The organism is Oscillospiraceae bacterium NTUH-002-81 (assembly GCA_032620915.1).
Classification (GTDB): Bacteria; Bacillota; Clostridia; order Lachnospirales; family Lachnospiraceae; genus JAGTTR01.
Genome location: CP136052.1, coordinates 620,022 through 641,172, shown reverse-complemented (window position 1 = coordinate 641,172; position 21,151 = coordinate 620,022). Strand labels below are relative to the sequence as shown.

Annotated in this window: 25 protein-coding genes and 1 riboswitch; of the genes, 11 read left to right on the top strand and 14 right to left on the bottom strand. The window is 52.6% G+C overall.

Features of this window, described 5'->3' with window-relative positions:
- Positions 1–275: 275 nt before the first annotated feature.
- Both RJD28_03060 and RJD28_03055 read left to right on the top strand, forming a co-directional pair.
- Positions 276–959, top strand: a complete 684-nt coding sequence (locus tag RJD28_03060) for a YitT family protein (GenBank protein WNV58532.1) — start codon at positions 276–278, stop codon at positions 957–959.
- Positions 960–1,249: 290 nt separating this feature from the next.
- Positions 1,250–2,710 (top strand): nicotinate phosphoribosyltransferase, encoded by a 1,461-nt coding sequence (locus tag RJD28_03055; protein ID WNV58531.1) that lies wholly within the window; start codon positions 1,250–1,252, stop codon positions 2,708–2,710.
- A 59-nt stretch (positions 2,711–2,769) separates the two neighbouring features.
- Here the strand turns inward: RJD28_03055 and spoVT are convergent, their stop codons facing one another.
- The 7 genes from spoVT to RJD28_03020 form a co-directional block, all read right to left on the bottom strand.
- A complete protein-coding gene (gene spoVT / locus RJD28_03050; protein ID WNV58530.1) occupies positions 2,770–3,318 on the bottom strand; it encodes a stage V sporulation protein T in 549 nt (182 codons plus the stop codon).
- An 83-nt stretch (positions 3,319–3,401) separates the two neighbouring features.
- Positions 3,402–4,598 carry an ATP-binding protein gene (locus RJD28_03045; GenBank protein WNV58529.1) on the bottom strand — a complete coding sequence of 399 codons (1,197 nt, stop codon included), beginning with the start codon at positions 4,596–4,598 and terminating at the stop codon, positions 3,402–3,404.
- Between the two features lie 130 nt (positions 4,599–4,728).
- Entirely contained in the window at positions 4,729–6,159 is a 1,431-nt protein-coding gene (locus RJD28_03040; protein ID WNV58528.1) for a response regulator, read from the bottom strand.
- Between the two features lie 174 nt (positions 6,160–6,333).
- Positions 6,334–6,409, bottom strand: a riboswitch (cyclic di-GMP riboswitch).
- A gap of 9 nt (positions 6,410–6,418) precedes the next feature.
- Positions 6,419–6,865: an FKBP-type peptidyl-prolyl cis-trans isomerase gene (locus RJD28_03035; protein ID WNV58527.1), complete on the bottom strand. Its 447-nt coding sequence runs from the start codon at positions 6,863–6,865 to the stop codon at positions 6,419–6,421.
- 156 nt (positions 6,866–7,021) lie between these two features.
- Entirely contained in the window at positions 7,022–7,690 is a 669-nt protein-coding gene (locus RJD28_03030) for an alpha/beta hydrolase (GenBank protein WNV58526.1), read from the bottom strand.
- Complete coding sequence (locus RJD28_03025; protein ID WNV58525.1) at positions 7,683–8,063, bottom strand: helix-turn-helix domain-containing protein; 381 nt, start codon at positions 8,061–8,063, stop codon at positions 7,683–7,685. Before RJD28_03025 ends, RJD28_03030 begins: the two co-directional genes overlap by 8 nt.
- A gap of 45 nt (positions 8,064–8,108) precedes the next feature.
- A complete protein-coding gene (locus tag RJD28_03020) occupies positions 8,109–8,798 on the bottom strand; it encodes a TraX family protein (protein ID WNV58524.1) in 690 nt (229 codons plus the stop codon).
- A 274-nt stretch (positions 8,799–9,072) separates the two neighbouring features.
- Between RJD28_03020 and RJD28_03015 the strand changes: the two genes are divergently transcribed.
- From RJD28_03015 to RJD28_03005, 3 genes are all read left to right on the top strand, one after another.
- Entirely contained in the window at positions 9,073–9,468 is a 396-nt protein-coding gene (locus RJD28_03015; GenBank protein WNV58523.1) for a pyridoxamine 5'-phosphate oxidase family protein, read from the top strand.
- A gap of 129 nt (positions 9,469–9,597) precedes the next feature.
- Positions 9,598–10,377: a protein-ADP-ribose hydrolase gene (locus RJD28_03010; protein WNV58522.1), complete on the top strand. Its 780-nt coding sequence runs from the start codon at positions 9,598–9,600 to the stop codon at positions 10,375–10,377.
- On the top strand, positions 10,322–11,263 hold the full coding sequence (locus tag RJD28_03005) for a Sir2 silent information regulator family NAD-dependent deacetylase (protein WNV58521.1): 942 nt from the start codon (positions 10,322–10,324) through the stop codon (positions 11,261–11,263). Before RJD28_03010 ends, RJD28_03005 begins: the two co-directional genes overlap by 56 nt.
- Here the strand turns inward: RJD28_03005 and RJD28_03000 are convergent.
- Together RJD28_03000 and RJD28_02995 are read right to left on the bottom strand one after the other, a co-directional pair.
- Complete coding sequence (locus RJD28_03000) at positions 11,247–12,407, bottom strand: amidohydrolase (protein ID WNV58520.1); 1,161 nt, start codon at positions 12,405–12,407, stop codon at positions 11,247–11,249. The two genes, RJD28_03005 and RJD28_03000, sit on opposite strands and share 17 nt — an antisense overlap.
- Positions 12,301–12,585 (bottom strand): hypothetical protein, encoded by a 285-nt coding sequence (locus RJD28_02995; GenBank protein WNV58519.1) that lies wholly within the window; start codon positions 12,583–12,585, stop codon positions 12,301–12,303. Before RJD28_02995 ends, RJD28_03000 begins: the two co-directional genes overlap by 107 nt.
- 175 nt (positions 12,586–12,760) lie before the next feature.
- On the opposite strand from RJD28_02995, the gene RJD28_02990 reads away from it, so the two are divergent.
- Both RJD28_02990 and RJD28_02985 read left to right on the top strand, forming a co-directional pair.
- Positions 12,761–13,192, top strand: a complete 432-nt coding sequence (locus RJD28_02990; GenBank protein WNV58518.1) for a hypothetical protein — start codon at positions 12,761–12,763, stop codon at positions 13,190–13,192.
- Entirely contained in the window at positions 13,107–13,835 is a 729-nt protein-coding gene (locus RJD28_02985; protein WNV58517.1) for a cobalamin-dependent protein, read from the top strand. The genes RJD28_02990 and RJD28_02985 overlap by 86 nt, the downstream gene beginning before the upstream one ends.
- A gap of 73 nt (positions 13,836–13,908) precedes the next feature.
- On the opposite strand, the gene RJD28_02980 is transcribed toward RJD28_02985, so the two are convergent.
- Positions 13,909–14,523, bottom strand: coding sequence for a hypothetical protein (locus RJD28_02980; GenBank protein WNV58516.1), 615 nt, complete (start codon positions 14,521–14,523; stop codon positions 13,909–13,911).
- A gap of 415 nt (positions 14,524–14,938) precedes the next feature.
- Here RJD28_02980 and RJD28_02975 point away from each other — a divergent pair, with 415 nt between their 5' ends.
- The 4 genes from RJD28_02975 to RJD28_02960 are packed head-to-tail and all read left to right on the top strand — an operon-like array spanning position 14,939 to position 17,511.
- On the top strand, positions 14,939–15,226 hold the full coding sequence (locus RJD28_02975; GenBank protein ID WNV59547.1) for an EAL domain-containing protein: 288 nt from the start codon (positions 14,939–14,941) through the stop codon (positions 15,224–15,226).
- Positions 15,227–15,250: 24 nt separating this feature from the next.
- Positions 15,251–16,228, top strand: coding sequence for a threonine/serine dehydratase (locus RJD28_02970; GenBank protein ID WNV58515.1), 978 nt, complete (start codon positions 15,251–15,253; stop codon positions 16,226–16,228).
- The gene (locus tag RJD28_02965; GenBank protein WNV58514.1) at positions 16,225–17,007 is read left to right on the top strand and encodes a 4'-phosphopantetheinyl transferase superfamily protein; all 783 of its coding nucleotides are present in this window, start codon (positions 16,225–16,227) and stop codon (positions 17,005–17,007) included. The genes RJD28_02970 and RJD28_02965 overlap by 4 nt, the downstream gene beginning before the upstream one ends.
- 57 nt (positions 17,008–17,064) lie before the next feature.
- Positions 17,065–17,511, top strand: coding sequence for a GatB/YqeY domain-containing protein (locus RJD28_02960; GenBank protein ID WNV58513.1), 447 nt, complete (start codon positions 17,065–17,067; stop codon positions 17,509–17,511).
- Positions 17,512–17,596: 85 nt separating this feature from the next.
- Here the strand turns inward: RJD28_02960 and RJD28_02955 are convergent, their stop codons facing one another.
- The 4 genes from RJD28_02955 to RJD28_02940 form a co-directional block, all read right to left on the bottom strand.
- Positions 17,597–18,034: a GNAT family N-acetyltransferase gene (locus RJD28_02955; protein WNV59546.1), complete on the bottom strand. Its 438-nt coding sequence runs from the start codon at positions 18,032–18,034 to the stop codon at positions 17,597–17,599.
- Positions 17,937–18,200: an NUDIX hydrolase N-terminal domain-containing protein gene (locus tag RJD28_02950; GenBank protein WNV58512.1), complete on the bottom strand. Its 264-nt coding sequence runs from the start codon at positions 18,198–18,200 to the stop codon at positions 17,937–17,939. The genes RJD28_02955 and RJD28_02950 overlap by 98 nt, the downstream gene beginning before the upstream one ends.
- A 51-nt stretch (positions 18,201–18,251) precedes the next feature.
- Entirely contained in the window at positions 18,252–18,683 is a 432-nt protein-coding gene (locus RJD28_02945) for a hypothetical protein (GenBank protein WNV58511.1), read from the bottom strand.
- A gap of 275 nt (positions 18,684–18,958) precedes the next feature.
- Entirely contained in the window at positions 18,959–21,145 is a 2,187-nt protein-coding gene (locus RJD28_02940) for an Ig-like domain-containing protein (GenBank protein WNV58510.1), read from the bottom strand.
- Positions 21,146–21,151 lie beyond the last annotated feature (6 nt).

Sequence of the window (21,151 nt, the reverse complement as noted above, 5' to 3'; positions counted from 1 at the left end):
TTACCAACAAAGAGAATTATACAGGATGTTTCAGGAAAATGCAAGCCTTTTTTACAAAAATTTTTAATTTTATTTTCCTTTTATTTTTATTTACTCTATTTAGGTAAGTTCTCCTTGCCTAAATTGAACTTCCACTTTATGATACTCTTATTACACACTTTTCTCTCTTCTATGGGAATATCGTGTTATATCCGCACATGTGAGGAACCAAATCATAATATATGTTCACTTTTGTGCGCAGTCAATCGCAATCTGCGTTTTCGGGAGGTTTTATTTTGCAGCTGTCTTTTCTATATAAGAAAAAATATTCCTGGCGGGATATGGGCATCAGCACCGTGACCGCCATTCTGGCCAGCGCCTTTCTGGCTTTCGGCATGTATCACGTACACTCGATTTCCAGGATCACCGAGGGCGGGGTACTGGGCGCAACCCTGCTGCTGGAGCATTGGTTCCACATTTCCCCGTCTATTTCCAACTTTGTCATGAATGCCATCTGCTACGTGATGGGCTGGCGGCTGTTCGGCAAGTGGTTCATCTTCTGCTCTGCCGTGGCGTCCACCAGCTTCTCCGTGACCTATGGCATCTGTGAGCAGTTTCCGCCTCTGTGGCCCCAGATCGCCCAGCATCCCCTCATCGCTTCGCTGGTGGGTGCCTGCTTTGTGGGCATCGGTGCCGGACTGTGCGTGCGGGTGGGCGGCGCCGCCGGGGGAGATGACGCCCTGGCCATGAGCCTCTCCCACCTGACCCACTGGAAGATCCAGACGGTCTACCTGCTGACGGATTTCGTTGTACTGGTGCTGTCCTTAAGCTATATCCCCTTTCAGCGCATCATTTACTCCATCCTGACAGTGCTGCTGTCCGGCCAGATCATCGGGCTCATCCAGCGGCTGCCGCTGCCGTTGCCTGCCATGTTGGATTCAGCAGCGGACAAACGTCCGCACAATGCTGACACGAACTGAATCTGTCCGTGTGCATCAGGGACACCTTTTTGTAAACAGCGCGTTCAGGCTGTATTTTTTAGTTACCGTTCATTTGTATGTTCTTGTGGACAGATTTCATTCTTGCACGAAAATTTGAATATATAAACAGTAACTTTTTACTGTCATTACACCTGTATATTTACAGGAAAACCTTGCTTATTTGCGCCAGTTGTGGTATTTTATAAGTTATACTTCAAAGATAGACCCAGACAAAAATGAGTATTAGGAAATGAAAACATTATTACTATGAAAGAGAGCGTATTGTAATTATGAGTACAATGAACCTGACTCTGCTGACGGATCTTTATGAACTGACCATGATGCAGGGTTACTTCGAGAGCAAGAAGAACGAAACCGTTATTTTCGATGCCTTTTACCGCGTCAATCCGTGCGGCAACGGCTTTGCCCTGTCTGCCGGCTTGGATCAGGTCATCGATTATATCAAGAATCTTCGCTTTGATGAGGAGGACATCGCTTACCTGCGGAGTCTGCACTGTTTCACCGATGATTTTCTCGATTATCTGGCGAATTTCCATTTCAGCGGTGACATTTACGCCATTCCCGAAGGAACGGTCATGTTCCCCCGGGAGCCCATGATCAAGGTTATCGCGCCCATCATGGAGGCACAGCTGGTGGAAACCGCCATCCTGAACATCATCAACCACCAGAGCCTGATCGCCACCAAGACGGCCCGCGTCGTTTACGCAGCCAAGGGGGACGGCATCATGGAGTTCGGCCTGCGCCGTGCCCAGGGCCCTGACGCCGGTATTTACGGTGCCCGCGCAGCCATGATCGGCGGATGCATCGGCACCTCCAACGTGCTGACCGGCCAGCTTTTCAACGTACCGGTCAAGGGAACCCATGCCCACAGCTGGATCATGAGCTTCCCCGATGAATATACCGCATTCAAGACCTATTCTAAGCTGTATCCCGATGCCTGCATTTTGCTGGTGGACACCTACGACACACTGAAAAAAGGCGTGCCTGCTGCCATCCGCGTTTTCAAGGAAATGCGGGAAGAAGGCAACCCGATGAAGTTCTACGGCATCCGTCTGGACAGCGGTGACCTGGCTTACCTGTCCAAGAAAGCCAGAAAGATGCTGGATGATGCCGGATTCCCGGATGCTATCATCTCTGCCTCCAGCGATCTGGACGAGAACCTGATCGACAGCCTGAAGGCCCAGGGCGCAGCCATCACCTCCTGGGGTGTGGGAACGAACCTGATCACCTCCAAGGACTGCCCCGCATTCGGCGGTGTATACAAGCTGGCTGCCATCCGTCAGCCCGACGGCAGCTTCCTGCCGAAGATCAAGCTTTCCGAAAACACCGAGAAGGTCACCAACCCCGGCAACAAGAAGATCATCCGTATTTATGAAAAGGATTCCCACAAGATCAAGGCCGACCTGATCACCCTGGTGGAGGAGACCTTCGATCCTGAACAGGATCTGACCATCTTCGATCCCATCGAGACGTGGAAGAAGACCACCCTGAAGGGCGGCACCTATGAGATGCGGGAGATCATGGTTCCCGTATTCAAGGACGGCGTCTGTGTGTACGAATCTCCGGCAGTGATGGATATCCGGCAGTACGCCATCGAGGAACAGAACACCCTGTGGGATGAGTCCCGCCGACTCATCAACCCGCATCAGGTATATGTAGACCTGTCAGACAAGCTGTACGCCATGAAAAAACAGCTCATCCAGGACTACTCCATGAAGATCTATAAATAAAATTTAAAAAAGCGCCGCATCTGAGCAGATTTTTCTGTCCAGATGCGGCGTTTTTATGATCACTGCTCCATCTGTTTTCCCAGGAACCCGGCGGCAGAAATGGCCAGCTTCTGTTCCGTCTCTCCCAGCAGCTGCTTGGGTTCCCTGCTTAAGATCACCACCGCGCCGATGGCATCCCCCTCACAGAGAATGGGGCTCACGGCTTCGCCGGTAAAATCCTCCCGGTCGTTGTCTGTGATCTGAATATATTTATACTCCTTATTGTCCACCAGAATATTTTCCCGGTCCTCGATGACCGTCTCCAGCTGGCGGCTAATATTTTTGCCCAGCAGTTCTTTTCGGGAGCCGCCGGACACGGCAATGACCTGATCCCGGTCACAGACACACACCGTCAGCCCCGTGGTCTGGGCCAGTGACTCCGCATACTGCCCTGCGAAAGCCCCCAGCTCCCCGATGGGCGAATATTTTTTCAGGATGATCTCGCCCTCCCGGTCGGTAAAAATCTCCAGCGGCGTGCCCTCCCGGATCCGCAGCGTCCTTCGTATTTCCTTCGGAATGACCACCCTTCCCAGGTCGTCAATCCTTCTTACAATTCCCGTAGCTTTCATATAAAAATTCCTCCTGCATCTTACATACTTTCCATAATTTGTGCTGTATGGGTAGTATGCGGAAAACAGGAGGAATTATGCATTTATTCCTGTAAGAGCCAATCTGCTATATCGTAAATTTCTATTCCCTCATGGCTATACTTCGGATGTCTGGTTCTGGCAATGATCATTTTCGGATAAGCGTCCCGAATCTGAAGCAGTGGGGATACTTCCCGCAAAAGGGTCTCCTGCCCGGAAATATCATCACTTACCTGAATATAAATTTTTTCACTGCCTCTTTGCGCCACAAAATCGATTTCTTTTTGATACAGCTTTCCCACATAGACATCATATCCACGACGAAGCAGTTCCATACATACGATATTTTCGTACACCCTGCCATAATCCATATTTCTGCTGCCAAGGATCGCATATCGAATCCCGTTGTCACAGAGATAAAACTTTTCAGAGTTTTCGAGATATTTCTTTCCACGGATATCGTACCGTTTCACATTATAGAACACAAATGCACTGCAAAGATATTTGATATATCTTCCAATCGTTACATGGTTTGTCTGCGTATGATTCGCCACCAGCAGCTGGCTGACCTTATTGGACGAAGTCAGATTGCCGATATTATCCATCAGGAACTCGCTCAGTCTTTGTAAAACCAAGGTATCCGGCAGATGATATTTCTGTACCAGATCTCTTGTTACAATGGTTTCATAAACCTCTTTGATATAATTGGTCCGGTCATTCTCTGTTCTGTAAACATAAGAACCTGCCAGACCACCTTTTATGGCATAGTTATCAAAAAGCTGATCTCTGTCCTGCATATCTTCATAATATTTGCAGTACTCCTGAAAACTGAACGGGAATACATGAATTTCGATATACCGTCCGGTAAAAAGAGTTGCCAGATCCGCGCTAAGCAGGAACGCATTGGAGCCTGTCACGTAAATATCATATTTTCCCTTCGAATAGAGACTGTTGATCGCCAGTTCAAACTTCGGGCACATCTGTACTTCATCCACGAAAAGATAGTTTGTTTTCCCGGTCTGATAACGATCCTCTACATACCTGTGCAATGCATGATATTCCTTGACTTCTTCATACGCCAAATCCATAAAGTCAATGAAAATAATATTGATATCTTCAAAATGATTTTTCAGGTACTCCATATACGCCTGCATCAATTTTGATTTGCCGGAACGACGAATTCCTGTAATGATCTTGATATCAGGCGTTCCACGCAGCGCAATCATTCTGTCGAGATATTTTTCCCGTGTAATAGTTTTCATATGCCCATCCGCTTTCAAAAGTTTAATTTTTTTTACTTTTCGAAACTGTTTTTTCAAAGATATTATACTGTCCGCCAATAGTATATGCAAGCGGCAGTTTCAAAATCATAAAAATTTTCACTTTTTGAAACTATTCACACGGAGAAAAGATCTTGTTCAGCGTATCCAGCAGAATGTGGATGTCAATGGGTTTGGCAATGTGGTCGTCCATGCCCGCCGCAAACGCCTTCTCCTTATCTTCCTCGAAAGCATTGGCTGTCATGGCAATGATGGGAATGTTGGCCTTTCGGTTGTCGCTCAGCGTCCGGATCTCCCGGGTGGCGGTATAGCCGTCCATCTGGGGCATCTGCACATCCATGAGGATCAGGTCGTAATCATCCGCTCCGGCGGCGGCCATCCGGTTCACCGCCTCCACGCAGTCCCGGGCTGTATCCACCACCAGCCCTTCCTCTTGCAGAATGGCCGATGCGATCTCCAGATTCAGCTCGTTGTCCTCCACCAGCAGCACCTTCTTGCCCTGGAACTGACCGCTTCCCACCAGCTTCTCCGGCTCTTCCACCAGGATCGGCGTGGTCAGGGCAGAGCGCAGCTCCGACATGAACAGCGGCTTCGCCACAAAAGCGGTGACACCAGCCTCCTTGGCCTCTTCTTTAATGTCCGCCCAGTCATAGGCGGTCAGAATGATGATGGGCACACTTTCCCCGATGACCTTCCGGATCCGGCGCACCGTCTCAATGCCGTTCATATCCGGCATGAGCCAGTCAATGATAAACGCCTTGAATTCGTCCTTTTCCTCGTAAGCCTCCTGAGCCCGGATGACGGCCTCTTTGCCGGAGGTCGTCCAGTCCGGCCGCATCTCAATGCCTCGCAGCATCTTGCTGACGCTCATGCACGTATTCGTATCGTCATCCACCACCAGGGCTCTTGCGCCCCGCAGTTGAGGAACGGGCTCATACCGCATGACCCTGCCGGACACCCTGCAGGAAAGACAGACAATGAACTCTGAGCCCTTGCCCTCTTCACTCTTCACCTCGATGGTGCCGCCCATCATATCAACAATGTTTTTCGTGATGGCCATACCAAGGCCCGTGCCCTGGATACCGCTGGTGGTGGAAGTGCTTTCCCGGGTAAAAGAGTCAAAAATCTCCTTCTGGAATTCCTTTGACATGCCGATGCCGTTGTCCTTGATCCGAAACTCGTAGGTGGTATACTGCTTCATTTCACACGGTTTTTCCGAAACCCGGATGCTGATGGTGCCGCCTGCCGGGGTAAACTTGATGGCGTTGCTCACCAGGTTCAGCAGCACCTGATTGAGCCGCAGCTTATCCGTGATGATGTCCTCATGCACCACATCCTGGGTGTCGATGTACAGATCCTGCCGCTTGGCCGCCACATTTCCCTGGATGATGGTCCGCAGATCATGGAGTACATCCGGGATATGGACGTTCTTTTCCTCTATTTTTACCCGGCCGCTCTCAACGCGGCTCATATCCAGCACATCGTCCACCGCCGCCAGGGCATTCTGCACTTCCTCATATTTTGTCAGGATCTCCGTCGCCATAGAACACCCCTCACTTGCTTGCTTGCTTGCTTGCTTGCTTGCTTGCTTGCTTGCTTGCTTGCTTCCAGCAGTTTATTTTCTCTTCCATTCCCCTGTCAACCTCCGTGCCATTCGGAAAATAAAAGGAAGCAGAGCGCGCTATTCACATACAACTATAACGTCCTCTGCTTCCTTCTCTGCAACTGGCTGCCATTTCACAGGCCCTATAGTTTTGCGTCACAGCCTTTCGACTGCTTTGCCCAATATGCTTACTTTTATTTTACTCGATAACTTCCACAAGTTCGATGGAAAAGTTTAATTCTTTTCCTGCCATTTCATGATTGGCGTCAAAAGTAATGGTCTTCTCTTCCTTGTCCACAACTTTTACAGGGAAGGGCTGACCGTACTGGTTCGTCAGGTACACCTGCTGGCCTACCTCCAGGTTCTCGGCACCCGGCAGCTGTGCGATCTCCACCTCAAAAATAGCTCTGGGATCCGGCAGACCGTAAGCGTCCTCCGGCTGCAGGTGGATCTCTTTGATCTCGCCCACTTCCATATCAGCCACTGCCTCGTCAAAGCCTCTGATCATCTGGCCTGCGCCACAGACAAACTCCAGCGGCTCCCCGCGATCATAGGAACAGTCAAACTGCGTCCCGTCGTTGAAGGTTCCTCTATAATGGGTGCGGCATGTCTTTCCCACGTTGCGTCCTGTCATATTGTTTTCCATGTTCAAAATCCTCCGTTTGTTTTTCCCCGCAGTCCTCCCGTCCTTTCATACAGGCAAAGGCTCCGCCTGTACGAAAATCCGGCTGCAGTGATTGCTTCCATCATACTACAGGCACGGCAGGTGTGCAATGCACAGCGCCCGATTTTGTGCGTTTTTTCACGTTTTACTTCCCAGTTCTTTTTTACACAGAAATGCCTTTGTCTTCGTCATCACATCCGTCAAAATCTCTAGGCACTCCAGCGCGTCCCCGGTCTCCAGGGAATGATTGGCGCTTTCATAGGAAAAGATGGGGATTCCCTTCTTCTCGCTTAAGGCAATCACACGCGGCACTTCGCTCCAGGGATCCGCAGTGCCGATGAAGGCGATAGACGGAATGGTTCCCTGCACCTGAACTGCTGTTGTCTGCTTATCGGAGACTGTCTGTTTGTGAGATTCAGCCAACGCTTCCTCCACCCGGAACGTATCTTCCAGCGGGGTATACAGAATCTGCCGACAGGAAATCTTCTGCTCTGCGACATAGGCCGCACTGATGATGGTGCCGATGCTTTTTGACACGAATAAAATCTCATCACAGGCACTCCAGTCCACCACGCCCAGCTGCTCTTTCGCCTGCTCGTACAGGGCGAAAAAGGCTTCCCGCATTTTCTCTTTGTTGCCCCGGATATTGCCGCCGGAAAACGTGTAGGACAGCTGCAGCTCCTCGTATCCCGCTTCCGCAGCCAGACGGCGGCTGTAGTACAGCAGCGGTTTGTCGCAGTGATACCCGATGCCTGGGAAATACACGGCCAGCTTTCTGCCCGTTTTCGCTTCCTGTTCTCTATGCATCCTGGCCCCACTCCGTTTCCACTTTTTTCTTATAATTCTCTCCCCAGACCAGCATGGCATCCAGGATCGGCTTCAGGCTGTAGCCCAGCTCCGTCAGCGTGTATTCCACCCGGGGCGGCACCTCCGCATAAACCGTCCGGGTCAGAAGGCCGCTCTCCTCCATCTGCCGCAGCTGCGCCGTCAGCACCTTCTGCGTCACATGGCCAATGGATTTCTTCAATTCTCCGAACCGCTTCGTCCCTGACAACAGATCCCGCAGGATCAGCACCTTCCATTTATCACTGATCAGCGTCAGCGTCGTCTCCACCGGGCAGGCCGGGAGCACCGGCGGGGTCGGTGCAGTAGCTGCCGCTGTTTTGTTCGTTTCAGTCATCGTTATCCTGTCCTTTCTATGTACCCATGCGTATCCATGCAGTTATTATATACCACCCATTGCCGCCGCCATCCGCATGAAAATGATGCCGAGAATGAAAAGGTGTACCGGATAAAAGGCATAGGCTGCATACTGCAGCGCCTTATTGCGTGTGCCGTGTTTTCCATTATACAGCCAGATCAACGGCAGGGCGCACAGAGCAAAGCACTGTGTCTGGAACACGAACGAACCGATGAGGAGCGTCCGTCCACAGAACACAAACTGCCACATCACAAACATCACAACCACCTGAATGAGATAGTTGACTGCTCCGCCCTTGCGGGTAAACCAGAACAGCAGAATCAGCAGCACACCTTCGGCACCGTAATCGGTCATCAGCAGACACGGCAGGAGCACCGTACCCACCAGTCCCAGCAGATACAGCACCCGTCTGGATGCAGCGGTCTCTTTTGCCAGCAAATGATCTGCGCAGCAGCAGGCTCCCAGACCGGCCAACAGCGTCCAGGCCACATTCTGATGCCAGATATAGAAAAAGGATGCACCTGCCACCATATCAAACGGGATCTCGGACAGCACCGCCAGCAAAAGGATCCGTTTGGCGTAGCGGCGCAGGTCGTGGGTATGCATATATCCCTGCACCAGTTCAAAGGCAAACAGAGGGAAGGCAATGCGGCCCACATAGGTCAGCCACAGATGGTCGTGAAGCACCGTGGCATAAAGATGGTCCAGCAGCATCGTAAACAGGGCAATAAATTTTAACTGATTGGCAGTAAAAAAACGTCAGTCAGTCATAGGCTCCTCCTTATTCGTTCATTTAACTTCATCATACAAAAAGTACACCCCTTTTGCAACCAAAACATGGCTGTCGGCCCCTATAGTATCTTTTTGGCAACTACCGCACTTTATTGTGCTTACTTTACGATCGCGCCCTACTGCCTTATGATAAAGCCATCGAAAGGAAATCCTTCCTTTTCAAAATCATTTTCCATTATTTCAAGGAGGTATTATAATGAAGAAAGTAGTAGCATTTTTAAACGAGAACCCGGTACAGTATCTGGCAACCGTAGGCCGTGACGGCAAGGCAAAATGCCGCCCGTTCATGTTCGCAGGCGAGCTTGACGGCAAGCTCTGGTTCTGCACCAACAACACCAAAGAGGTGTACAGGGATATGCAGGAAAACCCGGAAATCGAGATCTCTGTTTCCAGCCCTTCCTACGCATGGATCCGTCTCCACGGCAAGGCTGTTTTTGAAAACAACATGGCTGCCAAGGAAATGTGCATCCAGAACCCCATCGTGAAGAGCCAGTATGGCGAAGCCACCAACCCGATCTTTGAGGTATTCTATCTGGAAAACGCCCACGGCGTCATCGCAGATTTCTCCGGCAATCCGCCGTATGAATTCTAAACGTAACCCGTAGAACCGGCGCTGTGATCTGCCCACATTGTCCGGGACAGCAGCACCATTGCAGAGACAGCCCGCCTATAAAATGCCGGGATATTATGTCCGCCAGGCCATCGAAAAGAGGTTTTAACCATGAATCAGAGTACACGAAGATTATTTTTGATCCAGTCTCTCCTGCGGGAGAATCCCCGGTATGCAGGTCTGTCCGTCCCGAAGGATCCCGCCGGTCAGAGACAGCTGCTGCGGGCACTGATGAATGTCCGGGCACCGAAAGCCTGCGATCCGGAATTTCTGGAAATGCAGGATGCCTATCTCGCTGACGAGACAGCCAAAAAAGGCGTCACCGACATACAGGATCTGACACCGGTGCAGGACGGGCTCTATGTGTGGCAGGGCGACATCACGGCGCTGCGGTGTGATGCCATCGTCAATGCGGCCAACAGCAGCCTCACCGGCTGCTATATTCCCAACCACAGCTGCATCGACAACTGTATCCATACCTTTGCCGGTGTACAGCTGCGGCTGGCCTGCGCCGAACTGATGGAACAGCAGGGCCACGAGGAACCCACCGGGCTGGCCAAGATCACCCCGGCCTTCAATCTGCCCTGTAAATATGTACTGCACACCGTCGGCCCCATCATCCAGTCCCGGGTGACAGAAAAAGACCGGCAGCTGCTGGCGTCCTGCTACCGCTCCTGCCTGGAGCTGGCCGCCACCCATGATCTGGAAAGCGTGGCTTTCTGCTGCATTTCCACCGGCGTGTTCCATTTTCCCAATGAACAGGCTGCCGCCATCGCAGTGAACACTGTTCAACAGTTCCTGCAGACCAAAACCAGTGTAAGAAAGGTGATTTTTAATGTTTTCAAAGATGTGGACAAAGAAATCTACGAACGGCTCCTTGCCGTCCATTGATGCCCTCCGGGATCGACTGCGGGAAGCGGATGCCGTTGTCATCGGGGCCGGTTCCGGCCTGTCCACCTCGGCAGGCTACACCTACACCGGCGAACGGTTTGCCCGGTATTTTACAGATTTTCAGGAAAAATACGGGTTCTCGGATATGTACTCCGGCGGCTTCTATCCCTACCAGACACCGGAGGAATCCTGGGCCTTCTGGAGCCGTTATGTGTGGATCAACCGGTTCATCGCCCCGCCGAAACCCGTTTACGAACAGATGCTTTCGCTGGTGGACGGAAAAGATTACTTCGTCATCACCACCAACGTGGATCACTGCTTCCAGCGGGCGGGCTTTGACAAAAAACGGCTTTTCTACACCCAGGGGGATTACGGCCTGTTCCAGTGCAGCACCCCCTGCTGCCAAGAAACCTTTGACAACGAAGCGCAGATCCGCCGGATGGTGGAAGCCCAGGGCTATGTGATCGAAGCAGACGGACGGCTGACGCTGCCGGAGGGACAGGCGCCGCAGATGACCATTCCCTCTCACCTGGTTCCCCGCTGTCCCCACTGCGGCCAGCCCATGACCATGAACCTGCGCTGTGACAGCACCTTCGTCCAGGATGAAGGCTGGCACAGGGCCGCTGAACATTACGCAGAATTTCTCCGGCGGCATGAGGGGCTGCGGATCGTCTTTCTGGAGCTGGGCGTGGGCTACAACACCCCCGGCATCATCAAGTATGATTTCTGGCAGCGCACCGTGCGCAATCCCAAAGCTTCCTATATCTGCATCAATCAGGGGCAGGCACTCTGCCCGGAGGAGATCCGGCCACAGGCGCTGTGTATAGATGGGGATATTGGGGAGATTTTTTCACGCCTTACATACTCCTCTAGTATGCTCTTTTGATGATCTCCTTCATATGCCGGTCTGCCTCGAACATGATCTTCTCCTCGTCCAGCGTCAGCACCTCCCGGTCTTTCATGACCAGTTTGCCGTTGATGATGGAATCGGTCACGTCATGGCTGCTGGCCGCATCCACAATGGTGTTCAACAGATTCTGGGTGGGCAAAATATGAGGCTGATCAATGTTCAACAGGATCAGGTCTGCTTTCTTGCCCTCTTCCACCGTTCCCAGGATATCTCCGTGGCCGATGGCGTTGGCACCGCCCTGGGTTGCCATTTCCAGCAGCTTCGCACAGGGCATGACCACCGGATTGAAGGACGGAAGCCCCCAGTAGCCGATCATGGCATAGCGCAGCACCTTGATCTCGTCGAACAGATCCAGGTTGGACGGCGCAGCACCGTCGCAGCCAAGGCCCACGCTGGCGCCGGCTTCCAGGATCTGCGGTGTCTTGGGAAAGCCGTGGTTGGCCAGATTGGCTCTGGGACAGTGAATGATCTTCACGCCCCGCTCTGCCATGATGGAAATATCCGCATCAGACAGCATGACGTTGTGGGCCGTCAGCAGGTTTGGCCCGAGAATGCCCATTTCCTCCAGAAACTGGGCCGGCCGCTTTTTATAATTCTGGAGGCAGAAGCTGACCTCATCCTTATGCTCACACAGATGGGCGTGAATGCCGGTGTGATATTTTTTCGCATTTTCCCCCACCATAGAGATGAGCTCCCGGGAGCAGGTCATGACCTGGCGGATGGCAAACCAGATATCGATCCGGCCATCCCCGGCTCCCTGATAGCGCTTATACAGGTCAATGGTATTGTCGATGGCCTCCTGGGCCGTCTCCTTCATGGCACCGGTGATGGCATTTCCCATATCCATGGTGGATTTGGCGATGGCCGCCCGCATGCCGGACTCGATGACCGCATCTGCCACCCGTTCCATGTGCACACCGCCGGATTCCGCAAAAGCAGTGGTGCCGTTTTTGATCATTTCCAGGCAGGCCAGCTGTCCGCTGACGTAGGAATCCTCCGGCTGCAGGTTGCTCTCAAAGGGCACCAGGAACCGCGTCCAGATCATCGGATATTCGTCCGCCACCCTTCCCCGCAGCAGCTGCTGGCACGTATGGGTGTGACCGTCCACCAGTCCCGGCATCAAAAAGTTTCCCTTTTCCATCCAGCGTCTGTGCCGCCGTTCCGGCTGCCGCAATTTCCTCTGCGGAACCGATTTTCCGGATCCAGCTATCCTTGATCGCCACAGAGCATTCCCCGGAAATGGTCATATCCGGCTGCAGTACCTGACAGTTTTTTATCACAATATCGTAATTTTCCATGATGTCTTCTCCTCTGTTTTTCCAGATTTTCACAGTTAGAAATTATACGCTGTCCTCTTCCCAAATGCAAGAAGCAACTTGTCTCTGCAGATACATTTCCTGCGCGCCCCTTCATTGACGGGTTCTTCCCGAAATGGTATGATATTTTATATACAAAAGAGGGGGCGAAGCAAATATGAGTTTATTATGGATGGAACACGAACCGGAATTTCTACATCTGGTGGATACGGCTTTCGACCACTGCCAGAAGGAACAGGCGGCCTATTTTGACGCACTGCCAAAGCATGTACAGCGGATCATTTACCGGGATACCCGCTACAACATTGATTTTCTGTACACCGCATACGTTCTGAACGATGATAAAATCATGAAGGATTATGCCAGCTGGCTGCTGCGCCTGATGAAATCGGTGCTGAAGGACAACCTGCCTGAAAAGACCGAGGATTACGTCTTCCGGCATTTTGAACATATCCGGCAGGCGATCAGCGAAGTCATTCCCGCAGAAAAGCAGGCAGCCCTTTTTGCCCTCATCGACTGTGCCCAAGCCGGTATCCGGGAAGGCGACGCCGTTTTCCCATACCGAAAGCGCAGCGTCTTCGCCCTATGAAGCCGAGATTGAACAGTATATGAACAGTCTGCTGCGGGAGGATACCCGCCAGGCGCTGTATCTCATCCAGCAGTTTCTGGAAAAGGGCATCCCGCTGAATGATATTTATGTGGAAATTCTGGCTGAAAGCATGCACCGTGTCGGCGATCTGTGGCACACTGCCCGGATCTCTGTTGCGGAGGAACATTACTGCACCTCCGTCACCCAGATGGCCATGTCCCAGATGTATCCGCAGTTATTTTCCAGCGAGCGCAAAAACCGGCGGATCCTGTGCGCCTGTCCCGGCACCGAGCTTCATGAAATGGGTTCCCGCATGGTGGCTGACCTGTTCGAAAACGACGGTTGGGACAGCACCTATCTCGGTGCCGCCGTTCCTGTGGATGCCATGCTACAAAGCATCGGGGAGCAGACTCCCGATCTGGTGGCGCTGTCCGTCACCATGCCCCAGCATCTTATGACGTGCCGGGATCTGGTGGACGCCATCCGGGCTGCCTTTCCCACGCTGAAAATCGCTGTGGGCGGCAAGGCATTCCAGAGCACCCACGACATCTGGAACCAGTGGCCCGTTGATCTGTACACCACCGATGCCCGCCAACTGCTCACCGAAGCCAACCGGCTTCTGCCCTCGAAACACTTATCATGAAATACTGTATTTTCTGTGCGACCACCAATGGAATATTGTGAAAATCATGGACAGCTCTCCCACCTGTCCGCTGTCAGAGGGTGCCCGTCTGCCGGAATTGCTGGAAAACCCGGAGCTGCTGCCGCTTCCCGATGCCCTGGAAAATCAGGTGCAAAGCGTTTCTTTGTGGCAGCTGAAAGGCGGGACGGAATCGTTCTGTGCCATTCTCTGCCCGTTCCCCAGGTATCATCTGGTCTTTCTCGTCCGCGTGACGGACGAGCAGGGCTTCACCCGGTTTACCGATCTTTATGTAAAATATCTGAACTGGGCCCAAGATCACCTGCAGATGCCTTACACGGACGAATATTCCCGCATTCAGCAGATGAACAACCAGCTCATCAACTCCCAGCGGGCGCTGATGAAGACAAACCATCAGCTGAAAACTGCCCTGCATGAAGAAGTCAGCCGTTATTTTCAAACCTATCCGCTCCCCGTGCGGGTACATGGAAAAATCGGCGTCTGCTCCACAAAAGACCGTTCCGTTTCCGTGGAACTCCTCTGCGACCGGGCGAGGCTGGCCGCAGATACCATTGACGGAAAAACCAAACAGCGGATCGCTTTTTATGATCAGACCCTGCAGGAGCGGCTCATCAGGGAAACCCAGATGCGCAATCAGGTACAGCAGGCGCTGGAAGACCGGCAGTTTCACCTGTATGTGCAGCCCAAGGTCGATATGCGCACCGGAGAAGTCATCGGTGCCGAATCACTGATCCGCTGGATCCACCCGGAGTTTGGTTTTATTCCGCCGGATCAGTTTATCCCCCTTCTGGAAGAGGCCGGAGAAATCTATCCGCTGGACAAATACGTGTGGGAGGACACCTGTCGGCTGCTGCAGCAACGGCAAAAGGCCGGCAAAAAAGTCTTTCCCATTTCCGTCAATGTGGCACGGGGCGATCTGTACCAGAAGGATCTGCAGCAGACACTCCAGAGCTTACTGAAAAAATATGAACTAAATGCTGCAGCGCTGCACCTGGAAGTGACGGAGCGGGCTTATGTCCATGATTCTCAGCATATTTTCCACGTACTTTCCGAGCTTCGGGAAGCCGGATTTTTCATTGAAATGGATGACTTCGGAACAGGGGGAATCCTCCCTGGCCATGGTGGCAGAGATGCCCATCGACCTGCTGAAGCTGGACCGGTATTTCCTCGTGTCCGCCGCCCACAGCAAACGCCATGCAGAGATCATTCAGTTCATCATCCAGCTGGCCCAAAGTCTGGATCTCCACATTCTGGCCGAAGGCGTGGAGACAAAAGAGCAGGCCGACTACCTGCTGTCCTCCGGCTGTACCTTCGCCCAGGGATACCTGTACGGGAAACCCATGCCCGCAGAAGAATTTCTGCAAAAGTACTAACCCATCAGAAAGGGAGCTACTGTCATGTCAATCACATTGAACGATATTCAAAAAGCAAAAGAGCGCATCGCTCCTTACATCACCGAGACGCCTTTGCTGCGGCTGCACAGCCTGGACGCCTATCTGGGCTGCCAGGTGTACGCCAAGGCGGAATGCATGCAGATCACCGGCGCCTTCAAGCTGCGGGGCGCCCTGAACAAGATCTGCCAGCTGACAGAAGAACAGCTGCAGCGCGGCATCGTGGCCGCCTCCTCCGGTAATCACGGAAAAGCCGTAGCCTACACGGCCAGAATGCTGCACACCAAAGCCACCATCGTGATGCCCTACACCGCACCGCTGGTGAAGGTAGAAGCCATCCGCGCACTGGGCGCCGAAATTGTCCAGTGCGAGACGTCCCAGCGTTTTCAGATCGCCCAGGCGCTCTGCCAGGAGCGGGGTGCGGTCATGGTGCCGCCCTATGACGATGAGGAGATCATGGCCGGGCAGGGAACGGCAGGGCTGGAGCTGATCACCCAGTGCCCCGCGCTTTCCAGGGTCATCGTTCCCACCAGCGGCGGCGGTCTGCTTTCCGGCATTTCCACAGCCGTGAAGGGGATTTCCCCGAAGACGCTTGTATACGGTGCGGAACCGGCAGTCCTGCCCCGTTACAGCACCAGCCTGCGAAACCATGCCCGCACCAAGGTGGAACAGAAATCTTCCATCGCGGATGCGCTGGTGGCCCAGATGCCCGGTGAAAAATGTTTCCCCTGCGTGCAGGCCCATGCGGATGGTGTGGTTCCTGTGGAAGACCGCGATACGCTGCAGGCTATGAAGCTGCTTCTCATGGAAGGGAAACTGCTGTGCGAACCGTCCTCCGCCATCGGCATCGGTGCTGTCCTGGCAGGATTGATCCACGTTCAGCCGGAAGAAAAGGTATGCTTCGTCATCTCCGGCGGCAGCGTAGGATTTGAGCAGCTGCGCATGCTGGATGATGTCGCTCTGCCGGATGTGATCGCCCGATGATCACTGTTTATACCCGGTTTTACACCCCCGCGCCCGGTGAAAAGGTGCCTGCACTGGAGCATCGGATCGGACGGGAATTGCTGGCGGTGGGGTTGAAAGAACTGTATGGAATCAGCGTACAAGAGACTCCATTTCCCGGAACAGCTGAAACTGATCGCGTATCTGATACCGGTCAACGAGCCACAACGACTGGTACTGACGATAGCGATCTTAGAACGTCAATCGCACCTGACCATAGCAAGAGACAGATGGCAAACGTAACAGCGGACAGGCAAACACCCATGGCTGTACCCGACACCTGGATCACTGTCGGCCCGCACAAGAAGCCGACCCTCGCCGCATACCCGGATATCCATTTCAACATCAGCCATTGCCACGGTCTGGTGGCCTGCGCCTTTGCGCCGTTTCCGGTGGGCATTGACGTGGAACACATCCGGCCCTTCCGGGATCACCTGCTGCACCGGGTGCTGACGCCCGAAGAACAGGCCCAGCTGGAAGCCTTCAGCACCACGGAGGAGAAACGCCAGGAGTGGTTTTTCCGGTTCTGGACGCTGAAAGAAAGCCGCATCAAGCAGTCCGGCACCGGCATGTCCGTGCGGCTGTCCTCTTTTTCCTTCCGGATCAGCCCCAAGGGAACGGTCATCGGTTCGGACGAAGACCTGTGTTTTCAGCAGCGGCTGCTGCGGGATTCCTATGTACTGTCCGTCTGCACACCAAAATGCCCGGGCAGTTCCCCGGAAAACACCTTGCAGATCACAGAACAGCTACCGGCCACGTAACCCTTTTCAATTCCGGGCACCAGTGCTATAATTAGATTTCAACAGGAGGAATGAACAATGAGCAAAATTGATGAAGTAAGAAGTGCCATGGTTGCTGCCATGAAGGCAAGAGACAAAGACCGTAAGGATTCCCTTTCCGCGCTTTTATCCGCTCTGAAAAACAAGGCCATCGATAAGCGCGCAGATCTGACCGAAGAGGAAGAGAACCAGGTCATCTTAAAAGAGATCAAGCAGACCCAGGAGACGCTGGAACTGACCCCGCCGGATCGTACCGACATTATCGAAGAGTGCAAGAGCCGCATCGCCGTGCTCCAGGAGTTCGCTCCTCACATGATGGACGAGGCAGAGATCCGCGCCGTTGCCGCTGAGGTGCTGGCAGGACTCGGCATCGAGACGCCCACCGCCAAGGACAAGGGCAAGATCATGAAAGAGCTTATGCCCAGGGTCAAAGGCAAGGCAGACGGCAAGCTGGTAAACGAGGTCATCGCTTCCCTGCTGTCATAAAAGCATCCCCCATTTACAAAGAAAGTGCAGAGATGTATGGGAATATTACATACATTTCTGCACTTTTATTTATCGGAAATTCTTATCAGAAGGTCAGCCGCATCTGATGCCACTGGACATTTCCGTGGGTGGATTTATCCGTCACCCCTTCGTCAACAAAACCAAATTTGGCATAATAAGGAAGAAGCCTTTCCTTGCAGGTCAGCACAAGTCCCTTTCGTCCCTGCTGCTTCGCATCGGCGATGGCACGGCGGAGCAGTTCCCCGGCATATCCGTGTCGGCGATAGTCCGGCAGGGTATTGACCCCAAAGATCATCTGCCATGCGCCATTTTCGTTGTGCATCGACGCATGGGCATACATTTCATCCGTCAGATCCGGCTCGTCCGTCACAAATCCGTCCACAAACGCGATCAGCTTTCCCTCTTTATAAAGCAGCCAAAAATGGCTGCCGTAATATGTGACTCTTTCCACAAATTCCTTTTCCGTTGCCGCTTCCGCAGGTGGGAAGCACGCTGCCTCCACCGCAGCGATGGCGGCGATATCTTTTGCCTCTGCATAGGTAATATTCATGATGTTTTCTTCCTTTCTTTTCCGCATTGGATGCCACGGACTGGTCTTTTCCGTACTGAAGCCCCGCCTGCGCAATACTCTGGATCCGGATTGCAAATTCGACCCACTGATCATTCATCTTCTTACCCTCACAATTTCAGAAATCGCAGCCATCGCCTGTTTTCCACCCTTATTCCACAAAAATCGAATCATCCCCATACCGTCCGATATGGGAAGGATCCCTGGCAGAATAGAAAATATCGCCCAGCACCTGTTCCGGCGCATCGTCAGCGATGTACCTGCCGTGCAGTTCAGCTGCAAAGTTGGTCCCGGCAAGAATTTGTATCGTATCTGTGTAGCTGTTCCCGTCCACTTCGTATTCGACCGAAAGGATATAGACCTCCTCGGTGTTGTCTCCATTGACGGAATAAGACGTATGTGTCTCTCGTTTCATGTCGATGATGCGGTACCCGTCCGGCGGGATTGCGCAGGTGTAGGTATGCTTGCGATAGATATCGACACCCACCACAATGACCACCGCCACCAGTATGCCGATCAGACAGACCGCCAGCGCAGCCAGCAGCCCCGTTTTATCACTTTCTGTCAGTTTAATCTTCTTCATTGTTCTGCCCCATGCTTCGGCCGGTTCTGTGCCGTCCGGTTCTTCGGGTTCGATGCGTGTTACACGAACTTATTGAAATGATTATAGCACAGAAAATAATGCTGCGTAAACAGCAGAAGCGTATCGATCCATCGAGCAGAATGCACCGCCGGGAGCATGTTGGCAACATTCCGTTTTTTGCCCCATACCAGATTCACGCCGATGCAGCAAAAAAGCAGTCAATTTTCCGACTGCTTTTTGCTGTATCGTTTCTGAAACCTGTCCGGGTTATGCTCCTATCCTCTGTTTTTTCTTTTCCGCATTCCTGCTGCCACAGCCAGCCCACTGATCAGAAGCAACATTGCCCACATCATCACAGGCTGGTCATCTCCGGTCGCCACCGCTCTCTGATTGCCATTATCCTGCTGCCGGGTTCCGCTATTATCCGTATGGCCTGTTGACTGCGTATCATCCGCTTTCGCTATCTCTCCATACGCGGTGCCACAGATCGCACAGTCCGCTTTATGGGCGGTATCTGCTTTCCCGCCAGAATGGGAGCCCACTTCACCCTTTTCTCCACACGCACATTCCTTCCAATGCTCTTTATCATCATGTTTCCATTCAGAAGAAAACGCATGTGTTACGATGAGCGGATACTTTGTCTCTGCTGCTTCGTATACATCTGTCTGTTCTGCCCGAAGGGTGATCATTACCCTACCGGCCTTATGCACCGTGATCTTTCCGGTCTGTGCATCCACGGACGCAACCTCCGGGTCACTGCTCTCATAGGGGATCTTACTCTGCGCAGCTGCTTCTCTTGCCTCCAGCACATCCCCGCAATTTGCCGTCCGCTCCACGGTATCTACCGCGATCTGCTGCGACAGTCTGGTGACTTCCGGATATCTTACCGTAAAGGTAAACGTCCGGCCATCATCACTGACCCCCTGTCCCTCTTTCACAAGGCACACTGCCGCCGCATTCACCAGTTCGTCATCAAAACGGGACATTTCATCCGTATCTGCCCAGGTGCATATTTTCAGTTTGGCGGCATCAAACGTATCATCAAAATGAGAAAATGGATTATCATATACATCTGTACTCAGTGTGATCGTCAGTTCCGGGATATCCCCCAGGCTCCACGTTTTCCCATCCACATCTGTATAACCGCTCCATACGGCGCTCTTAAGCGATATGGCTGCTGACCCAAATTCCGGGCGGTTGAAGTTTACCGCAGGATCTTTCACTTCCTGCCCGATCACCGGTTCATCAGAAACCGCAAATCTGCCATCCTGCGTTTCCACACGCTCCGACAGTCCAATATAGGTACCATTATAACGGATTCTGCATTTGAGCACATACTTCCCATTCTGATCATCTGTAAGCGCAAAATGATCCGCTGTATCAACCGCAGAATCTTTTGCCACCTCTACCAGCTTTTCTCCCCGCTCCAGCACTGCCGGTGCGATCGTTACCGGTGATTCTGTTGTGATCGTTCCGTTTATTCTGACCGGTGCATTCTTCTTTGAGACGATCTGATTGCTGCCTGTCGCCACAAAATTGTCTGTCACAAACTGCCCGGAAAAAGTCGAAGCATGCATTGTCAGGCTGTCTGCCGCATAGAGATAACCGGACAGATTGCTGTTACTCAGTGTCACAGAGCCAAACTGCGCATTCCCATTGGTAAGCGTCGTCTCTCCTGTACAATGATGGAATACCATCGTCCTGTCTGTTCCGCTTCCGTAAGCAGATACGGTAGTTCCTGCCAGATCAATATGATCCAGGGTCACGTTCACGCCTGCGGCGATCATCAGGCCACTGAAATCTGACAGCGCCAGTTTCACCGGATTCTCCCCGGTGCTTCTGATCGTCACATTCTTTTCTATGTATGTCATGGAACCGGAATAATCTCCGCAAAGCACGATGGTTCCGCCATCTTTCATTTTATCAGCTGCTGCTCCAAGGGTTTTTACTGCAGCCGCCGTGCTGTCACCCATATTCGAATCCTTGCCATTCGACGCATCCACATACACCACATCAAGCAGCTTTGCCGCAACTGTTCCCGATGCATCGATGCTTCCATAAGATCCCGAAGAAGAACACATGACATATGGTTTCTCCGCCGCAAGGTTCAGCTTCAATGTTCCCTTCGCTGTCAGCGTGGGAGTCGCTGCGCCATTATAAACCTGGCTGCTGTTTCCATTCTTCCATGTGTATTTGAACACTTTCGCAATGTCCACACCATCGATCAGATTCGTGACGGTCGGTGTGATCGTGTCCCCGACCTGCATATTCTCCGGCAGGCTGACTGTCGGCCGGACCGAAAGATCCTTCACAATATTAATCTGGCAATTTTCCATCATGGATTCCGGCACGCATCCATAATCCACATAAGTCTGGTACTCTCCCCACTTGACATTCGCCGCCACAAGCTTTCCGCTTCCGCTGGTCGCCGCCTTCCAGGTGCATTTACCGCTGCTGGTCACTCTGAT